The organism is Neisseria bacilliformis, from assembly GCF_014055025.1.
In the GTDB taxonomy this organism is placed as follows: domain Bacteria; phylum Pseudomonadota; class Gammaproteobacteria; order Burkholderiales; family Neisseriaceae; genus Neisseria; species Neisseria bacilliformis.
Genome location: NZ_CP059571.1, coordinates 2,285,552 through 2,305,517, shown reverse-complemented (window position 1 = coordinate 2,305,517; position 19,966 = coordinate 2,285,552). Strand labels below are relative to the sequence as shown.

Genomic DNA, 19,966 nt, shown 5'->3' with positions numbered 1-19,966 from the left:
CATCTTGGTTTCTCACTTAAATTCGCAGCAGTCCACCCAACGCCACATCAGGTAAACCGCGTCCGAATCATTTTCGTTCAATGCTTGGTCGCTGCGCCCCAGTGCCCAGGCAAAATTGCTTGCGCCCAAGCGGTGTGCCCCTCGACCGCCGATATTGGCGAAATCGGCCACTTCGCCGCTCAACATTCCGGCCGGACTGGTTTGTCCACCCATGCCGCCTTGTCCGCCGACGCTTTGACCAGACTCGGGATAAGGAAACAGCATTGATGCCTTGAATTCCGATTTGCTCGGATACGGCACAGGCACTGGCGAGCACAAGGCTTTATCGCCGACTGTTGAAACCGAGGCATAGCCGCCAGTGCGGTTGGACATCATCAGCGAACGGTTGAAAATAGTGGAAGTACCGATAATGCTGTTTTTGGCTGCCGACATCGAGCCGGCGGCGGGCAGGTTATTACCCATACAGCCGCCCAACCAGTAGGCGGCATCGTCAACTGGCCCCCAGCCGATGCCGGTGGTGTTGGCAATACAGGACGCGCTGTGCGCCGCCAAATCAAACAGTGGCTGGTTGGCTACCGTACCCAGCGCAGCCCACTCGGGGTAGAGCAGGTTCATCAGCACCGGGTCTTTTTTTGACCACGAAATCTGCGATATTGAGGTTTCCAAGTTATCCCCTTTGTGGAAACAGCGCGGATTCCAGTTGTACGGGTTGAATGGAAACGGCCAGCTGTGGACGTGGCGGAAAGAGGTTTCGGAAGGTTTGGCCGCCTCGCCCGCTGTCATGAGTGTTGTCGGTTGGAGCTGGCCAATGCCGGATACCTGCGCTATCTGTTGCAGTATCGGCTTGACCGATTCGCCGTACACCGGCGAACAGGAGGCTTCGCGCACCACCTCGACAAAACGGGTCGGCAGCCACATGCCGCGCGTATAGCCGTAAATGACATAGGGTTCTTTGCCGCATTTGCAGATTGATTTTCTGGTGGCTGTCGGCGGGGCGGGCACATCGCTGCCCATCACGGTGTCGCTACCCATAATGCGCAGCGGAAATGCCGAGTCGTAGTTAAAATTCATCAGCGTGTTGTAGCCGGCACGCGAACAGGTCAGACCTGTGAGGCTGCTGCCGGATACCGCAGCGGCTTTCAGGCTGCCTGAAAGCAGCAGTGCGGCGGCCAGAACGGCGGCGGTTTGACGGGAAACATTCATGGTTTGCCTCTCAATCGGCAGGCGGGGCGGACACGATGCGCCAGTCCGTCCCCTGCTGTTGCAGGTAGCTGGGGACGCTGCGCAGCCCGAGCCGTCTGATAAGTGTCGGGTTGAGCGGGAAGGCGGACGGTACGGCTCCTGCTAGCCTGCCCAAACGGGTGTATAGCACCACCGTCTGCGGCCGTTCGCGTACGATGCGCTGCGCGTAGCGCACCTGACGCTCGTCCCGCCCGTCCACCGCCACCAGCGAGCGGCTGCCCTGCGGGTCAAGCGTCAGTACGTTGAAGCGGCTGCCGCGCGGATAAAGCACTCGACCGCTCTGCGGGTCTCGGATATCAAAGCCGGTAACCGAATACGGGGTGTAGAGGCGGCTGGACACTTCCTGTGCCAACGGCAAATCCGTGCCGCCTTCCAACTGCTGCGCGGCAGACTGTGCCGCCTGTTCGGCCGCGCCTTTCCAGTCAAAACGCGCGGCTGCCGCCTTGATGACTTCGGTTTGGTCGGGTTCGGATACGCGCCACTGACGGCTCAGACGGCGGTTGAATTCGCGTCTTTTTACGGCTGCCACAGCGTTGTCCAGCGTGCCCGCACCCTGTACCAGATACCATTTGCCGCCGTCGCGATGCAGTACCGCCGGTGCGTAGGCAATCCGGTAGCGGCGGAAGGCTGCGGGCAGCACCATAATCTGCGGCGGGTTGCGCTGTGCCGCAGGCGGCAGCTTGCGCAGCAGTGCTTCGGCATAGGCAAACGCGCTGTCCGCGCCGCCAGTGCCCCAGCCGCGATACAGGAACACTGTGCCTTTGCGTCCCGCTCCCTGCACAAGCAGTTTCAACAGTTCCGCTTCGGGCATGGCGCGGGAAACGAACACCACGGTATCGGCCTGTGCCAGTTGCGCCGACATCGGGTTCTGTCCCGGCGGCAGCAGCATTTGGCGGTTTGCCCCCAATGTGCCGCCGCCGTTTTCAGGCTGCCTTTTCAACAGCAGGTCGAGGCCGTCTGAAAGGCTGTCGGCACGCGCCTGCTGTTCGGTCAGCCTGCGTTGCAGGTCAAAGCCGTCTGCCGCTGCTGCCGCGCTAAAACAGCAGATGCAGGCGGCCGCGAACCAGTGCAGCCGGATACGGTCCCCAATAGCGCGAATCCCAAGAGTGCGGTTCGCTGCCGAATACAAAAATTTCATCCTTGCCCAATCTGTATGTCTTGTCCCAGTAGTTGATCGATTTGCCCAGTTTGGCCGCGCCGTAGGAAACGTCGGTCAGCAGTCTGCCGTTGATATAGACCCGCCCTCGTGCAATGCGCACTTCGTCGCCTGGCAGTCCTGCCACGGTTTTGCCGATGGGTTTGCCTTCGGCAATCACCGGCTCCATACCGCGAGCCGGAAACAGAATCAGATCGCCGCGCCGCAGCACCGGTTTGGGCTGTTTTTTGTCAAACCAGTAAAACTGCCACGGCAGGCAGCCTGCCTGTTTTTTCTCGTACATCAGTGCCCACCTTTCCTGCAACAGCGGCCGTACCTGCCAGGCCAGTGCGCTTACCGCGATACCCGACAGCAGCACCAACAGGCGGGTGCGCAGCGGCGGTAACGGTTTTTTGCTGTTCATCAGTCCAGCGCACTGCCCAGTGCGGAGGCAGCCGGTTCGGTTGGGAGTGTCCCTGTTCCGTTTTCAGGCTGCCTTACCGCAGGCAGTGGGGAAACTGCCCCGCCCGTAGCGGGCAGTGGCTGCGCCGCCGCATTGTCCGGTGTCAGGGTAATGCCTAGCTCTGCGGCCACTTGTGCCGTGGCATCCGCGCTTTCTGGATAGGTCAGCACTGCCGATTTGCGCACAATCAGTCTTCCTTCGGCGGACATGGCATCAAGTTTGGACTGCAAACCGTTCAAACGGCTTTGCAGCCGCTGCTGTACCGCTACCGGATCGCTGCTCACATGGGTATCCGCCAATGCTTCTTGGATATAGGAAGCAGCCAGCCGGTCGGAATCGACCACCGTAATTTGGTTCGCGTGCGTGGGGTACAGGCTGCGGTAGAAGCTGTAACCGCCCATCAGCAGCGACAAAAGCAGCAGCGTGCTGTTCAGAAAGCTGCTGCCTGTACCAGAAGCAGGCGGGGTGCTTGGGGCACTTGCGACAGGCTGTACGGCTGGTTCGGAGCGTTGTTCGGGTTGGTTCATAACGGATTCCTTGTTTGACGGGGTTTTCAGACGGCCTCTGCGTTTCAGGCTGCCTTACAGCGTGCCGTCGCCGTACAGCCGGCGGGCTTCGGCTTCGACCAGATAGGTGATTTGTTCACCGGCACGCACGCGCCGCTGCAAATCTTTGAATAGTTCGCCTTCGGTGCTGAACAGCACACGGTTAAACGGCGTTTCCACCAGGCGGGCGATGCCGGCGCTGCCGCCGCTGCGGATGAGGATTTCGCTGTACTGGCCTTTGGCGGTCTGCACTTCGCGCATCAGTTTTTCGGTATAGGCATCGGTTTTGATCCAGCCTTTCTCAATGCCCTCTTCAATGGCTTCCGGTGTCTGCTGCATATGGAACTTGGTGTGGCAGGAAGCCATAATCGCCGAGCCGTGCGGCGTGCTGTACACCTGGGCGAACGTCTGCACCACTACGCCGACCGAGCCGGTCTCCTTGCGGACTTTTGAGGCCAGTTTGGCGGTAAAGTCGGCAAACGAGGCATCGGTAATCCGGTCTCCCCCCTCTTCGATAATCAGCATTTTTCGGCGACCGCCGGCGGTAACGAACATCTCTTGGGCGATGGTGGTGGAGATGGTCATCAGCACCACGTCGCACAGATGCTTGTTGCCGGTCAGACCGGATAGTTCCAGCACCGTCCAATCTGCTTCGGTGCGGAAATTGTTCTCGCCCCTGAACCAGCGTCCCATCGAGCCGGTAGAGCCGAAGGGCGACAGCAGCACTGCCAGTTCGTGCTGCTCGCGCATCATTGAACCGGTCTGGTTGTTGAAGAAACGGATAATGTCGGTAATTTCGGCTTGGTTGCCCTTGTCGGCATAAACGGATTTGACCGCCTCTTCCACCAGCGCACGCTGGGTGTCGTTCAAGCCTTCGTTCGGTCGCGCCATCTTGCCGATTATCGGGATAATCAGCTCTATTTCTTCATCGATGTTGTCAATGCGGGTAAACGGATTGAGGCAAACTTGGGAGTCAAAATGGAAGTCAAGAATCTGCGCACCAGAGACCTGTGCGGCAGCCAGATAAGACGCGCCGGTGTCGATGGTCCAGATTTTGGTGCCCAGTGACAGTTCGTCCTGTGTCAGACGCTGCACGGCAAACGATTTGCCCGTACCGGACGCACCCGTCCAAATCCAGTTGTAGTTGAGATTACGGCTGTCCATCAGTGCGTAATGGAAGGGACGGCCCAGACGGGTGGACAACAGCATTTCATTGCCGAAGCCCTGCCATTCGCCGGTTATCGGCAGCAGGTGCGCGGCATGTTTGCCGCCCATCGTTTTAAAACGGTGGGTGTTGCGGATGCTTTCCGCCGATGCGTTAAGCGGAAGCTGGTTGAAGAAGGAAACTTCGGGGATGTATTTCTCCGGCCGCATCACAAAGCCGAAACGCTTGTAATACGAGGCAATCGAGGCTTGGGCACTGCGGATTTCCGCCGCCGAACGGTTGAACAGGCACAGTGTGGTGGTGGCTTCGACCAGATTGCCGCCTTCCACCGTCAGTTGCGCCAGCTGCTGGAAGCCTTCGCGTTTTTTGCGCAGGCGCGGCGACCATTTGAGCATCAGTGCGTTGGACGATTTTTCCACCTGCGTCTGCGAGGCGCGGACTTTGGCTGCCTTTACCCCCTGTTCGGGGAAATGGATAGTGGTGCACAACGCATAGGGCATGGGGATTTGCGGCCCGTTGCCGGGCGGATTGCCCAGAAGTTCGATCATGCGGCCGAAATGGAAAGGCTGCTCCTGACCAGGATAGCGGTCGGTAACCAGCATGCCGACATATTGCCGCTCGTCCGTATGGGAAAAACCGGAGAAATGAATCAGGTCGTGGCGGCGGTTGTCCCAGTTCATCCGCGAACCTACGGGGAAAAGCTGCTCGTTCAGCGGACGGGTCTCTTCTACGTCCAAATCCCACGGCTCGTACACCGCGAAATAACGGCGCAGTATGCCCATCAGTGCCGATGTGGACAGCATCTCGGCCTTGATGCCCATCACTTCCAGTTGCGAGACGGCAGTGTCGCGCAGTTTGACAAAGGCATCGCATTCGCGCCGGAACGCCGATATTTCTTTTTCGCTGCCGGTAAACGGGTTCTGCACCTTCAACGGCACTTTAAACGTCCACAGGCAGTAGCTGTCCAGCATGCGTGTATTGGAAGACGCGGTTAGTTTGTGCCGTGCACCCAGAGCCAGAAACTCCGCCCGCCGGCCGACACCGTGCCGCGCCGTCTGTACCGCCGAATCTCCGGACACGCCGTCGCGCGGCGCGAGATAGCTACCCAGCACCGGATCGAGATAGGGCGAGGCAAATTGGACAAACTGCATTACCGTTCCACCCGGATAGGCTTCGTTCAGCAGCGTAGCCGCCGCGCCCGGAGTTTTGTCGTCCCAGCCGGCCAGCGGCGAAAACATGCATACCGAGCCGATGGCATTGTCTTTTTCGCAGTAGAAAATGCCTTCGTCGTCGTTGCCAGTACTCAGGCTGATGTATTCCCAGCCCAAGTCACGGGCGGCGTTTTTCTCGAAAATACCCATACCGCCGCCGCTCAAAACGGAGTTTCGCCGTCATCCGCCCCTTCGGCGGTACGTGGCGGTTTGAGCGCGACATTTTCAATGCGCTCGGATGCCAGATTCAGATAGATGTTTTCAACGCGCAGCTTGCGTACTTTGATTTTTTGACCGTCTTTTTCGTAGAACTCGATCAGCTCTTCGCCTTCCACGACTACGGGCATACCTTTGGCCAATACTTTTTCCAGATGCGGTGCCTGACGGTTCCAGTATTCGCATTCAATCCATTCGGCAGGCCCGGCCGCTTCGTAGCGGCTGCCGCCGTCGGCGGTTTTTTGGCGTTTGTAGCGTGTGGAAGCAACGGAAAAGTTCAACACCGTACTCGGCTCGCCGTCGCGGTTGATGGTTTTGAGGGAAAAATTCTGTCCCAGATTGCCACGGACAGTTGAGAAAATAGACATAAAGCCGTCTCCGTTTCGGGAGACAGCCGGATAAGAAAACCGGAAAAATTCCGATCTGTAAGAATGGGGGTGCAAGGATACTATCCTGCGTTTGTGCTCTTGTCAAGACAAGGGTTTATGCCGAAGCAAAATACCGTTTCAATGTACCTGAACATATTGACTGCCATGCTGCTTGTTTAGCAGACTTGTCAAAAGGGAGAATTTTTAAACGCAGGCTACCCCCGCCAGTTTCTGATCCTGCCGGTATCCAAATGGATAAAACTGTCATAGATGCCGATACCGCCCGCCTTGAAATGTGCGGCCATATCGGCAAGTTGCCGCAGGCTGATACCGCGCATGGTCAGATCGGCGGCGCGACCGTGTATGTGCATGGAATTGCGTGCCGCGCCTTCAATCGTCGCATTGCGCCGCGCGGTGCGGTAGGCACTGTTGACGGTAATCAGCGGGTCGGGTTTGCCGGCAATCCGCGCCCATTCCTGCAAGCCGTACAAAAGGTTGAGTAGCCCCGCGTCGATATTGACGACTGCGTTGCCGTCTTTGGCATCGCGTAAAAACCAGCGGGCAGCCAGATAGCCGTCTTGCAGGTAGCCGCGTCCGGCGGCATAAAAACGGATACTGCGCCGCTCGCCCGTATCGGCGCGGCGCATTTCCAGCAGGCGGTCGCGCCGCCAGAAACCGCTGTTGTCGGCCAGCGCAAACGCTTCGTCGGAAAACAGGATGCCGGCAGCCGATACGGCGGCGGCGGATAAAAACTGTCTGCGGTTCATTGTGTGTTATCCGGTAACAGGCCGTCTGAAATCTTTTCAGACGGCCTTGCTTCTTTTTTCAGGCTGCCTGTTTCGGGCATCGGCTTGTGCTTCGGCCACCAGCTTGCGGATCATGCCTTCCTGGTAGGCGGTAAATTCTTCCAGGCTGATTTTGCCTGTTTCAATGGCGCTCAGAGCCATCTCCCATTTGGCGGTGGTAACCGGATCGGCGATGGTTTTGGGAATGCGGGCAATTAGCCGGCGGCCTTTTTCGGTGGCATAGACTTTGCGCTTTTTCTTTTCCAGATAACCCATCTCAAACAGCCGTTTGATAATTCCGGCACGGGTGGCTTCGGTGCCCAGTCCTTCGGTGCGCCGCAGCACTTTTTTGACTTGCTCGTCGTCTACGGTTTTCAAAAAATCCGACAGGGTCTGCATTTCGTCCAGCAGGCTCGATTCGGTAAAGCGCGGCGGCGGGGCAGTCTGCTTTTGCTGTGCCTTACTGCGGCTGCCTTGCACGGCATCTCCGGCTTTGACCGGCGGCAGGGTTTGGCCGCTGTCCTGTTCTTCGTCTCCGTCTTTCAGGCTGCCTTCGGTTTCTTCGTCCGCATCGCCCAGCAGGGCTTTCCATCCGGCTTTGGCGGGACGGCGGCCGACGGTGCGGAACAGGTGGCCGCAGCATTCGGTTTCGATAACGGTAGCCTCATATTCGTAGTCGGGGTAGAACTGGGCGATGTAGCGGCTGCGTATCATCAGGTAGAGATCGCGTTCGGCTTTGGAGAGTGCCGACAAATCGGCATTGGCGACGGTGGTTGGAATAATGGCGTGGTGCGAGTGTTTATTGACCTGCGCGTCGTTCCACACCCGAGACGGCCGTTGTGCGTCGGCCTCCTGCAACACGGTGGCCAGCGACGGATCGAGCGCCAATAATGCGGCGAAGACCTGCGGCACTTCGGCCTGCTGTGACTTAGGCAGGTAGCGGCACGGTGTGCGCGGGTAGGAAGTGATTTTGTGTTTTTCGTAGAGCGACTGGGCGGTTTTCAGCACTTCGTCGGGACTCATGCCGAAGCGGTTGCCCGCTTCTTTCTGCAAAGCAGACAGGCTGTACGGCAGCGGCGCGGGCGTGTGTTTGCACTCGGTGGCAGCGGTGCGGACGGTGCCGCTGCTGCCGTCCAATTGCGCCGCCAGCGTCTCAACGGGGGCTTTATCGGTGCACAGGCCGTCTGAATTTTTCAGGTGTTCCGGTATCTGCCATAGGGCGGTAAAGCTGCCGGAGGCAGCCTGAAAAACCGCAGAGAGCATGTAATAGGTATAGGGTTTGAAGTTGTCGATGATTTCGTCGCGCCGTACCACTAGTGCCAGCGTCGGCGTTTGGATGCGGCCGACCGACAGTGTGTGCTCCTTGCCGTAGCCTTCGGCATAGGCAGCGGTGTAGGCACGGGACAGGTTCATGCCGACCAGCCAGTCGGCGCGGCCGCGTGCCAGTCCGGCCAGATACAGCCCTTCGGTTTTGCTACCCGGCAGAATGTTGGCCAGGGCTTTTTTGACCGAAGCCGTATCCAGTCCGCTGGTCCAGAAGCGAGAAACCTTTTTGCGGTAGCCGCAGTAGTCCAGTATCTCCCGTGCAATGACCTCGCCCTCGCGGTCGGCATCGGTGGCGATGACCACTTCGTCCGCCTCGGCCAGCAGTTTTTGGATAACTTTAAACTGCTTGGCCGCGCCTTTGGATACCTCCATCTGCCATGTTTGGGGAATGACCGGCAGCGCGGCGGTGTTGCCGAAATCGGCATACTGCTCGCCGTAGGCAGCGGGCGGCATCTGGCTCAGGATATGGCCGAATGCCCAAGTAACGGCGGTATCGCCCTTGCGGAAATAGCCGTCGTTACGCCCGCCCAAGACACCCAGCACCTTGCCGATGTCTTTGGCTTGCGAAGGCTTTTCGCAGAGAAAGAGTTTCATCAGGCAGCCTGAAAAGCGCGGTGGCTCAGAATGTGGCGGTAAACATGCCGATGATGATGGAGGTACCCAGCGTGGCGGCAACGACCACCACCAGCACCGCCATAAAGGCTTTAAACTGACCCATCGCCGAGCTGATGATGGCAATCACCAGCGCAATCAGGGCAAGCAGCAGCCCCATTGAGCCAGTCAGTTTGTCCTGTATCCAGTCCACCATGCTTTGGAAGGTGGTGTCTGATCCGGCAAAGACCGGAGCGGAAAGCAGACCCAACAGCGGCATCAACAGATAGCGCGTGTTCAGACGGGATAGTTGGGATTGAAGGGTTTGAAGTTTTCTCACAATGTATTCCTCTCGTAACGGGGATATGGGAAAGCGGTTTACTGCAAAGGTGCGGGCAGTTCGCCGGCGGGCAGGCTTTCAGGCTGCCTTTGTGCCGGACTGCCTCCCGAGTCCTGCGTATGGGTGTTTTCAGACGGTCTTTGCGTATTGTCGGGCTGTGTCTGCGGCGCGGTTTCCACACTATCGCTTTCTTCCGTTACCGGAACGGCACTGCCTTCGGAAACTGCCGCGCCCTGTCCGCCTGCACGCTGTGTCGTCGTCCCGTCCACTGTCGGAGCAACCAGTGGGGTAACGGTGCGCGACGATTCAATCGCCTGTGCGGCCGAATAACCGACGTTCCATCGGCGCGGCGTTACTTCGGAGAAGACGCGGGTCGGATAAACCAAGCTGCCGTTGCTGTCTTCATAGGCGTTTACCCACACCCGCAGCACCTGCGCGGGCATCAGCACCGGTTTGGGTTCATATATGGCGGCGGCATTGGGAACAGGCTCGGGCAGGAATGGCGTGATTTTGCTGCTGCCTGCCACGTTGCTGGAAGCGGGATATTCGCCGGGGCGGTAGTCGTCGGAAGCGTCCCACGCCTGCGCCATATCCATGCACGCGCCCTGTTTGATTCGACCGCACCCCAGTTTGCCCGAGCCGGTATTCATCGAAGCGGCACAGCCGGCCAGCAGCAGGGCGGCCAATGCGCTTGAAACAGTCTCTTTAATCATCGTTTTTCCTTTGCATATTCCAGTGAGATACCGGACTGGATCAGAATGTCGCCGGTACGCAGCGGCTGGATTTCAATAACCGGAAAAGACTGCTGCGCGTATTTTTCGTAAATCGATGCCACCCGATCGAAAATATTGTTCAAACCGTTGGCGGCTGCCGTAGTGGCTGCCTGTCCGAACGGAGTGCCACCGGTGCCGATATTGATGCTGTTGCCGCCGCCGTCGCGGTGGCCGATACGGCTGTTGCCCGCTGCGGCGATGCCGATTTGTCCGGCGGTGTTAATCATGCCGATTTTGACCATTTGGGCGATGGCTTTGCCGTCGCGTGAAACGAGCCGTCCATGCCAGCCGGGTTTGCCGTCTTCGCCAATCAGCGTGCCTTTGAGCGTTGCTTCAACCGCCTTGCCGTCGGAACGGATACAGGTAATCGATTTGGTGCGCACATAGGCGCGCTCGTCGGCCAATTGACCGTAGGCATTGGCGATAATCACGCAGTCGGACAAGTCGCTTTTGAAACCGTTGGCCATACGCCCCAAACCCTTCACGCGCAGCAGAATGGGCATGGCGTTTTCGCCCGAACTGCCTGCTTCGCCGTTACCGTCGCCGGTGGGCGCGTTGATGCCGGAAACGGCGATAACCGACAACTGCGAACCGGCGGGCAGATAGCTGCGCGTGTCATTCGCCGCGCCGCTTTCCTTGCCCACAGCCGGACTGCCGTCTTTATCCTTGCCGCTGCCGCTTTTGCCGCTGTTGCTGGTATGGTTCTGATAGGGGCTGCTGTCTTCTTCCTCCGCAGCCGCAGCAGGCTGCGCCGAGCCATCCGCACTGGGGGCAAGCGGTGCACCCTTGTCGTCGGGCAGCGTGCCGGGCGGAATAAAGCCGTTGCCGATGTCGGAAGCGGCTTGGTTTTCCAAACCGGTGTTGCGGCTTTCGGCAACAATCTGCCGTACCTGTTCTTCCGTCAGACCACCGCCGTTTTCAGGCTGCTTTTGCGCCTGTTGCTGCTGCATCTGCTGAATTTGGTTGCGCAGCGCATAGATTTCCGCCGCCAGCCCTTCCTGCGTCAGATTGCGCTGGTTGGGGGTTACCACCTGCTCCACTTCGGTCTTGCGGCGGCCGGAGCGCGTGCCGCGCACGCTGTCGGTAATCATCGCGGCAATGGTGGCCAGTATCAGGACTGCCGCCACGCCGCCCAAAACCATATTGCGTTTCTGTTTGCCGCCGGCGTTGTGCCAGCTTTCTTTCAGTCCCATGCTAACGCCCCCTACCGACCATAATCAGCACGTCGGTGCTCTCACCCGGTCGCACTTGGATTTTCGGGTAAAAGGCTACTGCCACCACTCGTTCGTTTGCGCCGAACATTTCTTCGGCAAGTGTCTGGATGCGGCCGGTAGTATTTTTCAGACGGTAGCGGAAAATATCAAACTCGCTGCCGCTGTACCGTTCAACGGGCGAAACGCTCATGCCCGAAGCCATCGAAAAACTGCGGTGCAGTGGGCGCACGCTGTAACCAGCCGGGGTTTTCAACATCACGATGTCGCGGATAACAGCGGCCAGTTGCTGTGGGAAACCGCCTGACGGTGCCGCTGCTCCTGCTCCCTGCCTGCCGCCGAGCGATACGGTAATGGTCTGAGAATCCAGCTTGGCCGAGGGAACCAGCGTCAGCGAGATGGGCATGCCGGTCGGGTTGTCGGCATCAGTAATCGATACGAAAAACGGTTTGTCGGTTTTCGGGGTAACCAGAATCGCCGAACCGTTGGAGCCGAGGTCATAATGGGTTTTCAGACCGACGGCGTGTGCACGGGCAAAAGGCGTGTTGATGATATTCGGATGGCGGCGCGACACCGGCACGCGGTGGTTTTCGCCATAGGAAGAGACAACGGCATGCACGCCGTTTATCCGTCCTTCCTGTATGCCGCCGACCGCAGCACGGGCTGCGCCGCCGACGGGCGCGGTTACCTGCACGACGCGGCGGCGGGCATAGTCCGAAGCCTGCACGGCTTCGTCCGCACGGGCGGCGGCCGCGCACAGCAGGAGGCACGCGATACAGAGACGGGACAAACGTGGGTTCATAAAACGGCTCCTACAAAACATCGGGGTTGTCGTCGGGGGCGGGCGGCGGCTGCACGACGGAAGCATCGGGCGGCAGTGTGGCAGGCGCGGATGCGGCAGGTGCCGCCTGTCCGGCAAAAGGGTCTGCTCCAAGCGGGTTTTGTGTATTTTCAGGCTGCCTTTGCGGCACAGGTGCGGAGGCGGGTACGCTTGCCGACGGTGCCTGCGGGAAGGCAATCTCGCTTTCGGGCACCTGCGGCACAATCTGAATCTGCGCCCTGCGGTCTGCCGCTTCTTTTTCCGCCTTGTCGGGGTAGCGGTCGGCCCAGGCGAAGGTGTGCGGCTCGCCCGGATAGACGTACCAAGAGGTTACGCGCGGCAGTCCGCCGACCACTTCCATCTGCAATTCGTAGGTAACTGCCACCTGTCCCAGCCGGGTCATGCCGCCCTTGCTGTATGCGGACGAAACCAGCGTGCCGGGAATAAAGATTTTGCGGCTCTTGGCTTCAAAAATAATGTTGCCTTCCGGCGTGAAATTGCTGACCGGATTGACACCGATGTAGTTCGGGTTGCTTTTGATGGCCAAAAGCTGCGGTTTGACCAGCTGCCACACCTTCGGATCAAACAGCGGTTCCATGTTACGGCCGATAAAGTCCACCGTCCCCGGCGTGGCGGAAGACATAGTGCCGACAATGTAGGCGGCAAACGAGTTGAGATAGTTCTGCGATGCGCTGTCCCAGCCGATAACCGCCTGCTCGGGCAGTTCGCTGGGCGGTTTCAGCACCACCCGTTCGCGCATCCGCGCCAGACTGACCGCCTGTACGATGTTCACCGCCAGCAGACCGATGGCAATCAGCCCGAGTATCGTGTTGTTTTCCAGAGCCTTGCGGAAAGTGGTTTTGAATGTCGGCCACTGCATCAGTTGTCCACCCTTTTAATCAGCCCGTTGGCAAAGCGTTTGTTCAGCACGAACAAACCCGTCAGCGCGTACAGCATGTGCATCATGGTACCCGGTAGGGTGTTGCGCTTGAATTTGACGTACTGGTAGGACATCCATGCCCCCAGTGCAATTCCTGCCAGCATGCCAAACGCCGTACGCAGCGCGTATTGCAACACTACGCCGACCATCATACCGACGATAAACACCGAAATATCGTCCGATTCCAGAAACAGAAACTGGGGCAGGGTATCGACGTATTCGGGAAAGACCACAGCGCGGTTGTTGTCGCTCATTGTGTTCTCCATTCGCATAAATCGCTATCGGGCAGGCGGGTTTCGCCGAAAATGCAGCGGCGGTTGACCCTTACGCCCAATCCGTCCAAATAACGCGCCACGCTCTCGGCGCGGCGGGCGGCCAGACGGTTGTTGTATTCGACTCCGGCACGCGGGTCGGCATAGCCCGAAAGGGTTACGCCCTGCTGTCGAAGCATGGGGGCGGCACGTTGCAGTGCCTGTTTTTCATGGGCGGACAAGACGGCCGAATCGGTGCGGAAATACACCGTGTGCAGCACTTTGTGTTCTCCCGAGGCCGTCTGAAAGGACAGTGCGATGCCCGCAGGGCTGACTGCTTGCGGCAGCCAGAAATAGCTGCCTTCTTCTTCGTCCAAAATGGCGGCATCACTGTATCCGGTGCGTTTCAGCACCACGATTTCGGTGCGCCGTGCAAGCGGCGGTTCGGGCGGCGGTGTGCTCGTGCACGCCGCCATCAGGCAGCCTGAAAGCACCGCCGTCAGAATTGTTTTGGCCATATTTCCCTTTCTTGTCTGTTACCCTCAGCCACCGGATCAGGCAGCCTGAAAACAGCAGCAGTAAAACCGCATACGCCTTACGCCACGCATCAAACGTGCGGTAGGCATGGGGGCGCAGCATCTGTGCCGCATACACCGTCCAGCCGTCGCGTGCGGCGGGTTTCAGGCTGCCGAAACACTGGGGCAACTGCCCCGCGCTGATGGCAAAAGACCATGCTGCCTCTGCCGGATTGCGAATGTCCGCGCTGCCGTAGCGCAGGTTTTCCTGCTGGGGCAGCGGACACAGGGGCGGCAGCGGTGCCGTCCACAGCCACAATGCCCACAGCACAGGCAGTGCTGCGGTCAGACACCTAGCGGTGCGTACTCTGCAACACATCGGATACCAGCCCGTTCATCAGCTGTACCAGCACGCGGTAGTCGCCGCCGGTAAAGCCGGCGTGGGTGGTGTAGCGGCCGCCGACGGTGAAAAACGGCGTGGCGGTAACGCGGTAGCGGCGCACCAACAGCATTGCCCGTGCTATCCGGTTCTGCGTCTGCTTGTCGGCAGCTGCGGCGTCGATTTGGTTGCGGGAAAAACCCATGCGGTGCAGTACTTGGGCAAAATCGGCACTGCTGCGTGCCGTTTTCGCCGCTTCAAAGGCCAGCCGCTGATATTCGGCAATCCGCTGCGGCGCAAGGCTGCGTACGATATAGAAACCGGTGGCTGCCGCGTCCAACCGTTTGTTGCCGGTATAAAGCGGCACATACACAAAACGGAACGGCTCGGGCAGCGTGCGCCCCCATTCGCCCATGCCGTACCACGTCTGTTCGCAGTAAGGGCATTCGTAGCTCATAAACATGAACACGCGGGACTGGTCGTCGGCATAAGGGCCGACCGCCAGATAGGGTTTGACAATATCCGGCTTGGCGGACTGTTCGGGTAACGCCCCGCTGTTTTCCGGCAGAGCAAACGGGTTGTCTGCCCGCGCTGCCAGCGAGGCGGACAATGCGGCAAATGCAGTCAGAAAACGGCGGCGGTTCACGGTTGTTCTCCTGATAACAGCTTATCCACTACCATGCTGCCGATGGCGCAGGCATCGTCAAAATCAACCAGCCCCTGCGCCGACATTTCCAGCGCAGCTTCGGTCAGCGTGCGGTATTGCGGCTGCGCGTACAGGGCTTCGCGTACCGCCGCCATGTCGTGTGCCAGCAGAGCTTGGCGCACCTGCGGCGAATTGAGGGCGAACTCGATGACCGGAATCCGCCCCGTATAGCCCGAGCGGCAGTTGTCGCACCCGTTTGGATTGCGGCGGTAGCAGGCAGCCTGAAAAAAGCGGGACGGCGGTTGTTCCGCCTCGGAAAGCGTAATTGCTTCGCGACAGTGCGGACACAGCCGGTTAAGCAGCCGCTGCGAGAAAAAGGCGAGCAGCACATCGGCAAGCATATAGCCTTCCACGCCCAGCCCCATCAGCCGGTACAGCGACAGCGGCGCATCGTTGGCATGAATGGTGGTCAGCACCAGATGGCCGGTATTGGCGGCATTGACCGCCATTTCGGCGGTTTCACCATCGCGCACTTCGCCGACCAGAATCACATCAGGGTCGTGGCGCATAAAGCTGCGGATAACTTTGGAAAACGGGCGGTAAACCGGATGAATGCTGATTTGGTTCGCGCCTTTAACCGGATATTCCACTGGGTCTTCGGCGGTACAGACGTGGATGTCGGGACGGTTGACATGATTGAGACAGGCGTTGAGTGTGTACGATTTGCCCGAGCCAGTCGGGCCGCAGCACAAAATCAGACCTTCGTGCATGGACAGCACCTTTTCCAAGGCGCAGCGCACGGTATCGGGCATATGGACGGCATCCAGTCCGAAATGCGCGTTTTCCTGATTCAGAATGCGGCATACCGTGCTTTGACCGTAGCGGTTGGGCAGAATGCTGACCCGCACGTCCACCATTGTCTGATTGGTCTGGTCCAGCAGCCAGAACGAGCCATCCTGCGGCGATTCGCGGTCGCTGTTGCCGATGCGGCACTTGGCACGGATTTTCTCGTCCACCTCCTGCGAGGCGGCGCGGCTGAACAGCCAGCGGTCGGACAAGGCCATATCGCGGCCGCGCAGCCTGACCATGCAGCCGTTTTCCTGATCGCGAAAATGAATGTCGGACGCTTTGACCGATGCGGCATAGGGAAACACCCAGTTCAAAAAATCCACCACCGGCTTGTCGCCGTTCGAGGTGGAAATAAAACGCGCCGCCACGCCCAAATCAAAGGCTTTGCCCTCGTCCTGCAACAGCAGGGTGAGGGAGGCGGGTTCGTCGGTGTCGGCGGTATCGTGCATGGTTTCCCCAAAATGCCGGCGGGCATACTTTCGGGTTCGGACAGTCGGCAGTGCGGTGCGATGGCACTGCTGACGCAATACTTCTCAATATATTGCGGCACACAGATGTGCTGACTGCCCGAACCGGAAAATACGCGGCCGGACGGATTGTCTGACAGGCTTTCGGTTTGAGATGCCCCCATCCTTACCCGGCTGCCTCGGTTGGCGATTCACGGCAGACAGTCCTGCCGCACTCAATAACCATTGTTCACAAAACATCATGAAAAATCACGCAACAAAAGAAAAAAGCTCGATTTCTTTTGTTGCTTGACAATACAGAGCATTTTCCTGCATATTGCGCGGTTCGCCTGTTTGCCGCAGTGCATTTTCAAAACCGTTAATGCTTTGTTTTACCGTAATAAAGCAAGGGTAAGGGCGATTATCCAAAAGCCAAAAAGCGGGATGCTTAAAGCACGCATCCCGCTTTTTTTCAACAGCCCCAAAGGCAAAGGGAACAGCCCGAATGGGTAAAGGAAAAAGGATTTAAGGGCAAATGCCAAAAGGCGTTAAAGGCAAAGGGCTTGTTATTCTTTGAATAACAAGCCTTTAAAACGCCATAAAGCCGCAGCATAGGCAGTCTGAAAACGCAAGCAACAATGCAAAAAAACCGTTTTTCACTTTGTTGCTTGCCTGTGCGCGTTTTTGTCCGAAATACTCGCGACATTTGTCCGACGGAGCCGAAACGCCATGCAACCAGAACACTTTATGCAACTGCACCGCAGCATCGAGCGTCTGCATGGCGTTTCGCCGCTGTGGCCGGCGGTGCTGGCCTACTGCATCGCGCAGTGCGGCGGCTTTATGGAGCAGCTGACGCTCGGCGAAGCAGACAGCAGCAGTGTGCTGGTGGCGCAAACTGCTGCCCTTTTGGACGCGCTCCCTGCCGACAGTAGCGACCGAACGCTGGCACAGGCACTGACCACTGGTTTTGACGGTTTCTACTGGCATGCCTGCGGTACGGCCGCAGGACGCACCGTACACTGGAACAGCCTGCACGAACCTTTTTTCGCCTTCTGCGCCCGCACCGCCGTGTCCGAACTGGCGCAGTTGTCCGTCTCCCATGCCGATGAAGCTGAGGCAGCATCTTGGCTTCTGACCGCTGCAACAGGGGGCGCATTATGCCGTTGACGTGGTCTGCGGCCGCTGCCGCCGCCGTCATTCTGATTCTGCTCTATTTCTTCTACCACCCCGAAAAACACCCGCCCGCCGCCGTCCAAACCCGCGAACGCCTGCCCGATACCGCCAACGGCAGGCTGCGCGTGCTGGAAGCGGAGGAACTCGTCCGCCTGCTCAAATTGGAACCGGTGCTGGCCAACATCAAAGCCAACCTCGGGCTGTCCGACGAAAACTGGCGGCGCGACGCACTGCCGACGCTGTATGCCTACATTGCTTTCGTGCAGCGGCTGCCCGCTTCCGAATCACACCACCACGCGGGCGACGGCGGGCTGGTGCGCCACACGCTCGACGTTGCCGTGCTTGCGCTGACCGCAGCCGCCGCCCGCAGCTGGCCGCCCGGCGCGAAAACCGAAGATATTGCCCGCTTGGGTGCGCCGTGGCGTTTCGGCATTCTGACCGCTGCGCTGTTGCACGACATCGGCAAAACCCTGACCGGCGTAAACGTGGAACTGTTTGAGCACGCCGAAGATGCGCAGGGCAGTTTGTGGCTGCCCGATGCGGGTAATATGGCACAAAATGGCGGCCGCTGGTACCGCGTGTCCTTTCCCGAACACAAAGCACCCTACACCCTGCATACCGAACTGGCGTGGACGTTTTTTGCCGCCATCGTGCCCGCTTCCGTACGCCGCTGGCTGGCTGCGGACGACCCGAAACTGCTGCCCGCGCTGAGGCAGTATCTGAGCGGGCAGCACGAAGGCAGCCCGTTTGCCGACATTATCCGCAAGGCCGACATGGCTTCCACCGCCCGCGACCTGAGAAGCGGTTCCCGTCAGCGTTTCGCCACCGCCAGACGCACGCCGCTGATTGAAACCGTGATGGAAACCCTGGTTGAAATGCTCGCCGAACGCGGCCGCTGGTTCAGCACCGCGTCCTCCGCCGGCGGCGACCTGTTTCGGCAAGGCGGCACGGTGTACATGGTGTCCAAACATGTCCCCGACCGCATCCGCGAGTTTCTGAAACAAACCAAACACCCCGCCGCACCCTCTTTCCCGTCCGACAACCAGCGCGTATTCGACACTCTGCTGGAATACGGCGCGGTGCTACCCAATCCCGCCGACGAACGCCGCGCTGTTACCGCCGTCGATATTGCCTTTACGCGCAGCGACGGCGAAACGCGCAGCCAGCGTTTTACCATGCTCGCTTTCAAACTGGAAACCCTGTACCCCGACGGCAACTACCCCGCCGAGTTCGCAGGCAGTCTGAACGTCAGCAGCGACCAAAGCCCCGCCCAACGGCAGAACAGTGCCGACACCGCAGCGCAGGAAATTGAGGCAGAGACCGCGCCGCAGGCAGCCAAAATCATTATTCCCGCCGATATTCCGCCCCCGCCGCGCAAGCGTCGGGACACTGAAACAGAAAACCGCAGCGAAAACGAAACTGAGGCAGCGTCCGTACCGCAGGCACGCTTTATGGCTGCCGCCGAAGATTTGTCCGAATACCGCGAAGCACCAAGGCAGCCTGAAAACACACACAGGCCGTCTGAAAAACCGCCCGCAGGGCAGCCTGAAAACGCAGGCAGTCCCGCCGACACTTCCGGCGGCATCGACGCGCTGCTGGCCAAACACGGGCTGCTTGATGACGATGAAGAAACTGGGGCAGAAAACGAAACCGCCGCTGCACAGCAGGCAGCGGCAGGGCAGACCGAAAGGCCGTCTGAAAACACGCAAAAGCTGTCTGCAACCGCACTCAACAGGCGGCCTGAAAAACAGGAGACTGGGGCAGCAAACCGTCCTTCTCCAAAACCAAAAAAACCGCAGGCCAACAGCGCGGCGGGTTTGAAAGTGTTACAAAAACTGTTTGACGACGGCGCGGACAGCCTGCCGCCGCAGCAAGATGCCGCTGCCGGATTAACCGAAATCCAAGCCGAGCGCACTGCCAAGCCGCCGCGCTCGCCGCGCCCGGTCAAAGTGCAGAACCCCGATGCCGCCGTGCCACCGCCGTTTATCACAGAAGAGGACAGGCAGCCTGAAAGGCCGTCTGAAAATACCGCAGGGCAGCCTGAAACGGCGCAGAAGCCGTCTGAAAAACCGTCTGAAAGGCAGCCTGAAAACACTGAAAACGGCACGAATGCTGCCGACGCGCTCGCAGAAACCCGTCTGCGCCAGCAGCAGGACGGCCGCCATTTCTGGATGTGGCTGGCCGACGGCTTGGCGGACGGCAGCATCGTCGTCAACCAAAGCGGTGCACCAGTGCATTTTGTCGCGCAAGGCATGCTGCTGGTTTCCCCCGCCATCTTTCGTGACTACGCGGGCGGCGTGTTCAACAAAAACGACGAAAACTGCCCAGGCGTGAGGGCGCAGCGCGGCTTTGTCGCCCTGAAACTGCACAAGCGCAGCAAGCGCACCGCGCTGTTCAACGTTGAAACCGCCAAAGGTAGCAGAAAGCGGCTGTTCTACTGCTATCTGGTACCCGAAGAAAACCTGTACCACATTATCCGCGCCGACAGCCGCCCGCCGAACAATCCCGACATTACCATCGCCGAAGGCGACCTGCTCGATGCGGGTCTGGCTTCGGACGCTGCGAAGGAGTCCTGA

The 19,966-nt window shown here is 59.2% G+C and carries 19 protein-coding genes; 2 read left to right on the top strand and 17 right to left on the bottom strand.

The annotated features are described in order from the left end of the window. Positions 1-12 precede the first annotated feature (12 nt). The 17 genes from H3L91_RS11185 to H3L91_RS11105 all read right to left on the bottom strand — a co-directional run bounded on the left by H3L91_RS11185 (position 13) and on the right by H3L91_RS11105 (position 16,220). Entirely contained in the window at positions 13-1,203 is a 1,191-nt protein-coding gene (locus tag H3L91_RS11185; protein ID WP_007341073.1) for a TraU family protein, read from the bottom strand. Between the two features lie 10 nt (positions 1,204-1,213). Then, a complete protein-coding gene (locus tag H3L91_RS11180) occupies positions 1,214-2,371 on the bottom strand; it encodes a TrbC family F-type conjugative pilus assembly protein (protein WP_169310093.1) in 1,158 nt (385 codons plus the stop codon). Continuing rightward, positions 2,277-2,801, bottom strand: a complete 525-nt coding sequence (locus H3L91_RS11175) for a S26 family signal peptidase (RefSeq protein ID WP_007341071.1) — start codon at positions 2,799-2,801, stop codon at positions 2,277-2,279. Before H3L91_RS11175 ends, H3L91_RS11180 begins: the two co-directional genes overlap by 95 nt. Further along, positions 2,801-3,367: a hypothetical protein gene (locus H3L91_RS11170; protein WP_154647149.1), complete on the bottom strand. Its 567-nt coding sequence runs from the start codon at positions 3,365-3,367 to the stop codon at positions 2,801-2,803. Before H3L91_RS11170 ends, H3L91_RS11175 begins: the two co-directional genes overlap by 1 nt. Positions 3,368-3,421: 54 nt before the next feature. Next, a complete protein-coding gene (locus H3L91_RS11165; protein WP_007341069.1) occupies positions 3,422-5,911 on the bottom strand; it encodes a TraC family protein in 2,490 nt (829 codons plus the stop codon). 11 nt (positions 5,912-5,922) lie between these two features. Further along, complete coding sequence (locus H3L91_RS11160; RefSeq protein WP_007341068.1) at positions 5,923-6,345, bottom strand: single-stranded DNA-binding protein; 423 nt, start codon at positions 6,343-6,345, stop codon at positions 5,923-5,925. Between the two features lie 215 nt (positions 6,346-6,560). Then, positions 6,561-7,112 carry a YcbK family protein gene (locus tag H3L91_RS11155; RefSeq protein WP_007341067.1) on the bottom strand — a complete coding sequence of 184 codons (552 nt, stop codon included), beginning with the start codon at positions 7,110-7,112 and terminating at the stop codon, positions 6,561-6,563. Positions 7,113-7,148: 36 nt separating this feature from the next. Beyond that, entirely contained in the window at positions 7,149-9,050 is a 1,902-nt protein-coding gene (locus tag H3L91_RS11150; protein WP_007341066.1) for a DNA topoisomerase 3, read from the bottom strand. Between the two features lie 25 nt (positions 9,051-9,075). Beyond that, the gene (locus tag H3L91_RS11145) at positions 9,076-9,387 is read right to left on the bottom strand and encodes a TrbC/VirB2 family protein (protein WP_154647148.1); all 312 of its coding nucleotides are present in this window, start codon (positions 9,385-9,387) and stop codon (positions 9,076-9,078) included. 38 nt (positions 9,388-9,425) lie between these two features. Further along, the gene (locus H3L91_RS11140) at positions 9,426-10,100 is read right to left on the bottom strand and encodes a TraV family lipoprotein (RefSeq protein ID WP_007341064.1); all 675 of its coding nucleotides are present in this window, start codon (positions 10,098-10,100) and stop codon (positions 9,426-9,428) included. Then, positions 10,097-11,353, bottom strand: coding sequence for a TraB/VirB10 family protein (locus H3L91_RS11135; RefSeq protein ID WP_007341063.1), 1,257 nt, complete (start codon positions 11,351-11,353; stop codon positions 10,097-10,099). The genes H3L91_RS11140 and H3L91_RS11135 overlap by 4 nt, the downstream gene beginning before the upstream one ends. 1 nt (position 11,354) lies before the next feature. Then, positions 11,355-12,173, bottom strand: coding sequence for a TraK domain-containing protein (locus tag H3L91_RS11130; RefSeq protein ID WP_007341062.1), 819 nt, complete (start codon positions 12,171-12,173; stop codon positions 11,355-11,357). 10 nt (positions 12,174-12,183) lie between these two features. After that, the gene (locus tag H3L91_RS11125; RefSeq protein ID WP_007341061.1) at positions 12,184-13,071 is read right to left on the bottom strand and encodes a TraE/TraK family type IV conjugative transfer system protein; all 888 of its coding nucleotides are present in this window, start codon (positions 13,069-13,071) and stop codon (positions 12,184-12,186) included. Then, positions 13,071-13,385 (bottom strand): type IV conjugative transfer system protein TraL, encoded by a 315-nt coding sequence (locus H3L91_RS11120; RefSeq protein WP_007341060.1) that lies wholly within the window; start codon positions 13,383-13,385, stop codon positions 13,071-13,073. The genes H3L91_RS11125 and H3L91_RS11120 overlap by 1 nt, the downstream gene beginning before the upstream one ends. Further along, on the bottom strand, positions 13,382-13,900 hold the full coding sequence (locus H3L91_RS11115) for an OmpA family protein (RefSeq protein WP_007341059.1): 519 nt from the start codon (positions 13,898-13,900) through the stop codon (positions 13,382-13,384). Before H3L91_RS11115 ends, H3L91_RS11120 begins: the two co-directional genes overlap by 4 nt. 350 nt (positions 13,901-14,250) lie before the next feature. Next, the gene (locus H3L91_RS11110; protein WP_007341057.1) at positions 14,251-14,922 is read right to left on the bottom strand and encodes a DsbA family protein; all 672 of its coding nucleotides are present in this window, start codon (positions 14,920-14,922) and stop codon (positions 14,251-14,253) included. Continuing rightward, the gene (locus tag H3L91_RS11105) at positions 14,919-16,220 is read right to left on the bottom strand and encodes a GspE/PulE family protein (RefSeq protein WP_007341056.1); all 1,302 of its coding nucleotides are present in this window, start codon (positions 16,218-16,220) and stop codon (positions 14,919-14,921) included. The genes H3L91_RS11110 and H3L91_RS11105 overlap by 4 nt, the downstream gene beginning before the upstream one ends. Before the next feature lie 726 nt (positions 16,221-16,946). On the opposite strand from H3L91_RS11105, the gene H3L91_RS11100 reads away from it, so the two are divergent. Continuing rightward, complete coding sequence (locus H3L91_RS11100) at positions 16,947-17,384, top strand: hypothetical protein (protein WP_007341052.1); 438 nt, start codon at positions 16,947-16,949, stop codon at positions 17,382-17,384. Beyond that, complete coding sequence (mobH, locus tag H3L91_RS11095) at positions 17,375-19,966, top strand: MobH family relaxase (RefSeq protein WP_007341051.1); 2,592 nt, start codon at positions 17,375-17,377, stop codon at positions 19,964-19,966. The genes H3L91_RS11100 and mobH overlap by 10 nt, the downstream gene beginning before the upstream one ends.

What these genes read in the sequence shown, in the direction of transcription:
- H3L91_RS11185 (WP_007341073.1), bottom strand. Translation starts at nt 1,203, where the DNA reads ATGAATGTTTCCCGTCAAACCGCCGCCGTTCTGGCCGCCGCACTGCTG.
- H3L91_RS11175 (WP_007341071.1), bottom strand. Translation starts at nt 2,801, where the DNA reads ATGAACAGCAAAAAACCGTTACCGCCGCTGCGCACCCGCCTGTTGGTG.
- H3L91_RS11170 (WP_154647149.1), bottom strand. Translation starts at nt 3,367, where the DNA reads ATGAACCAACCCGAACAACGCTCCGAACCAGCCGTACAGCCTGTCGCA.
- H3L91_RS11165 (WP_007341069.1), bottom strand. Translation starts at nt 5,911, where the DNA reads ATGGGTATTTTCGAGAAAAACGCCGCCCGTGACTTGGGCTGGGAATAC.
- H3L91_RS11160 (WP_007341068.1), bottom strand. Translation starts at nt 6,345, where the DNA reads ATGTCTATTTTCTCAACTGTCCGTGGCAATCTGGGACAGAATTTTTCC.
- H3L91_RS11155 (WP_007341067.1), bottom strand. Translation starts at nt 7,112, where the DNA reads ATGAACCGCAGACAGTTTTTATCCGCCGCCGCCGTATCGGCTGCCGGC.
- H3L91_RS11150 (WP_007341066.1), bottom strand. Translation starts at nt 9,050, where the DNA reads ATGAAACTCTTTCTCTGCGAAAAGCCTTCGCAAGCCAAAGACATCGGC.
- H3L91_RS11140 (WP_007341064.1), bottom strand. Translation starts at nt 10,100, where the DNA reads ATGATTAAAGAGACTGTTTCAAGCGCATTGGCCGCCCTGCTGCTGGCC.
- H3L91_RS11135 (WP_007341063.1), bottom strand. Translation starts at nt 11,353, where the DNA reads ATGGGACTGAAAGAAAGCTGGCACAACGCCGGCGGCAAACAGAAACGC.
- H3L91_RS11130 (WP_007341062.1), bottom strand. Translation starts at nt 12,173, where the DNA reads ATGAACCCACGTTTGTCCCGTCTCTGTATCGCGTGCCTCCTGCTGTGC.
- H3L91_RS11125 (WP_007341061.1), bottom strand. Translation starts at nt 13,071, where the DNA reads ATGCAGTGGCCGACATTCAAAACCACTTTCCGCAAGGCTCTGGAAAAC.
- H3L91_RS11120 (WP_007341060.1), bottom strand. Translation starts at nt 13,385, where the DNA reads ATGAGCGACAACAACCGCGCTGTGGTCTTTCCCGAATACGTCGATACC.
- H3L91_RS11115 (WP_007341059.1), bottom strand. Translation starts at nt 13,900, where the DNA reads ATGGCCAAAACAATTCTGACGGCGGTGCTTTCAGGCTGCCTGATGGCG.
- H3L91_RS11105 (WP_007341056.1), bottom strand. Translation starts at nt 16,220, where the DNA reads ATGCACGATACCGCCGACACCGACGAACCCGCCTCCCTCACCCTGCTG.
- H3L91_RS11100 (WP_007341052.1), top strand. Translation starts at nt 16,947, where the DNA reads ATGCAACCAGAACACTTTATGCAACTGCACCGCAGCATCGAGCGTCTG.
- mobH (WP_007341051.1), top strand. Translation starts at nt 17,375, where the DNA reads ATGCCGTTGACGTGGTCTGCGGCCGCTGCCGCCGCCGTCATTCTGATT.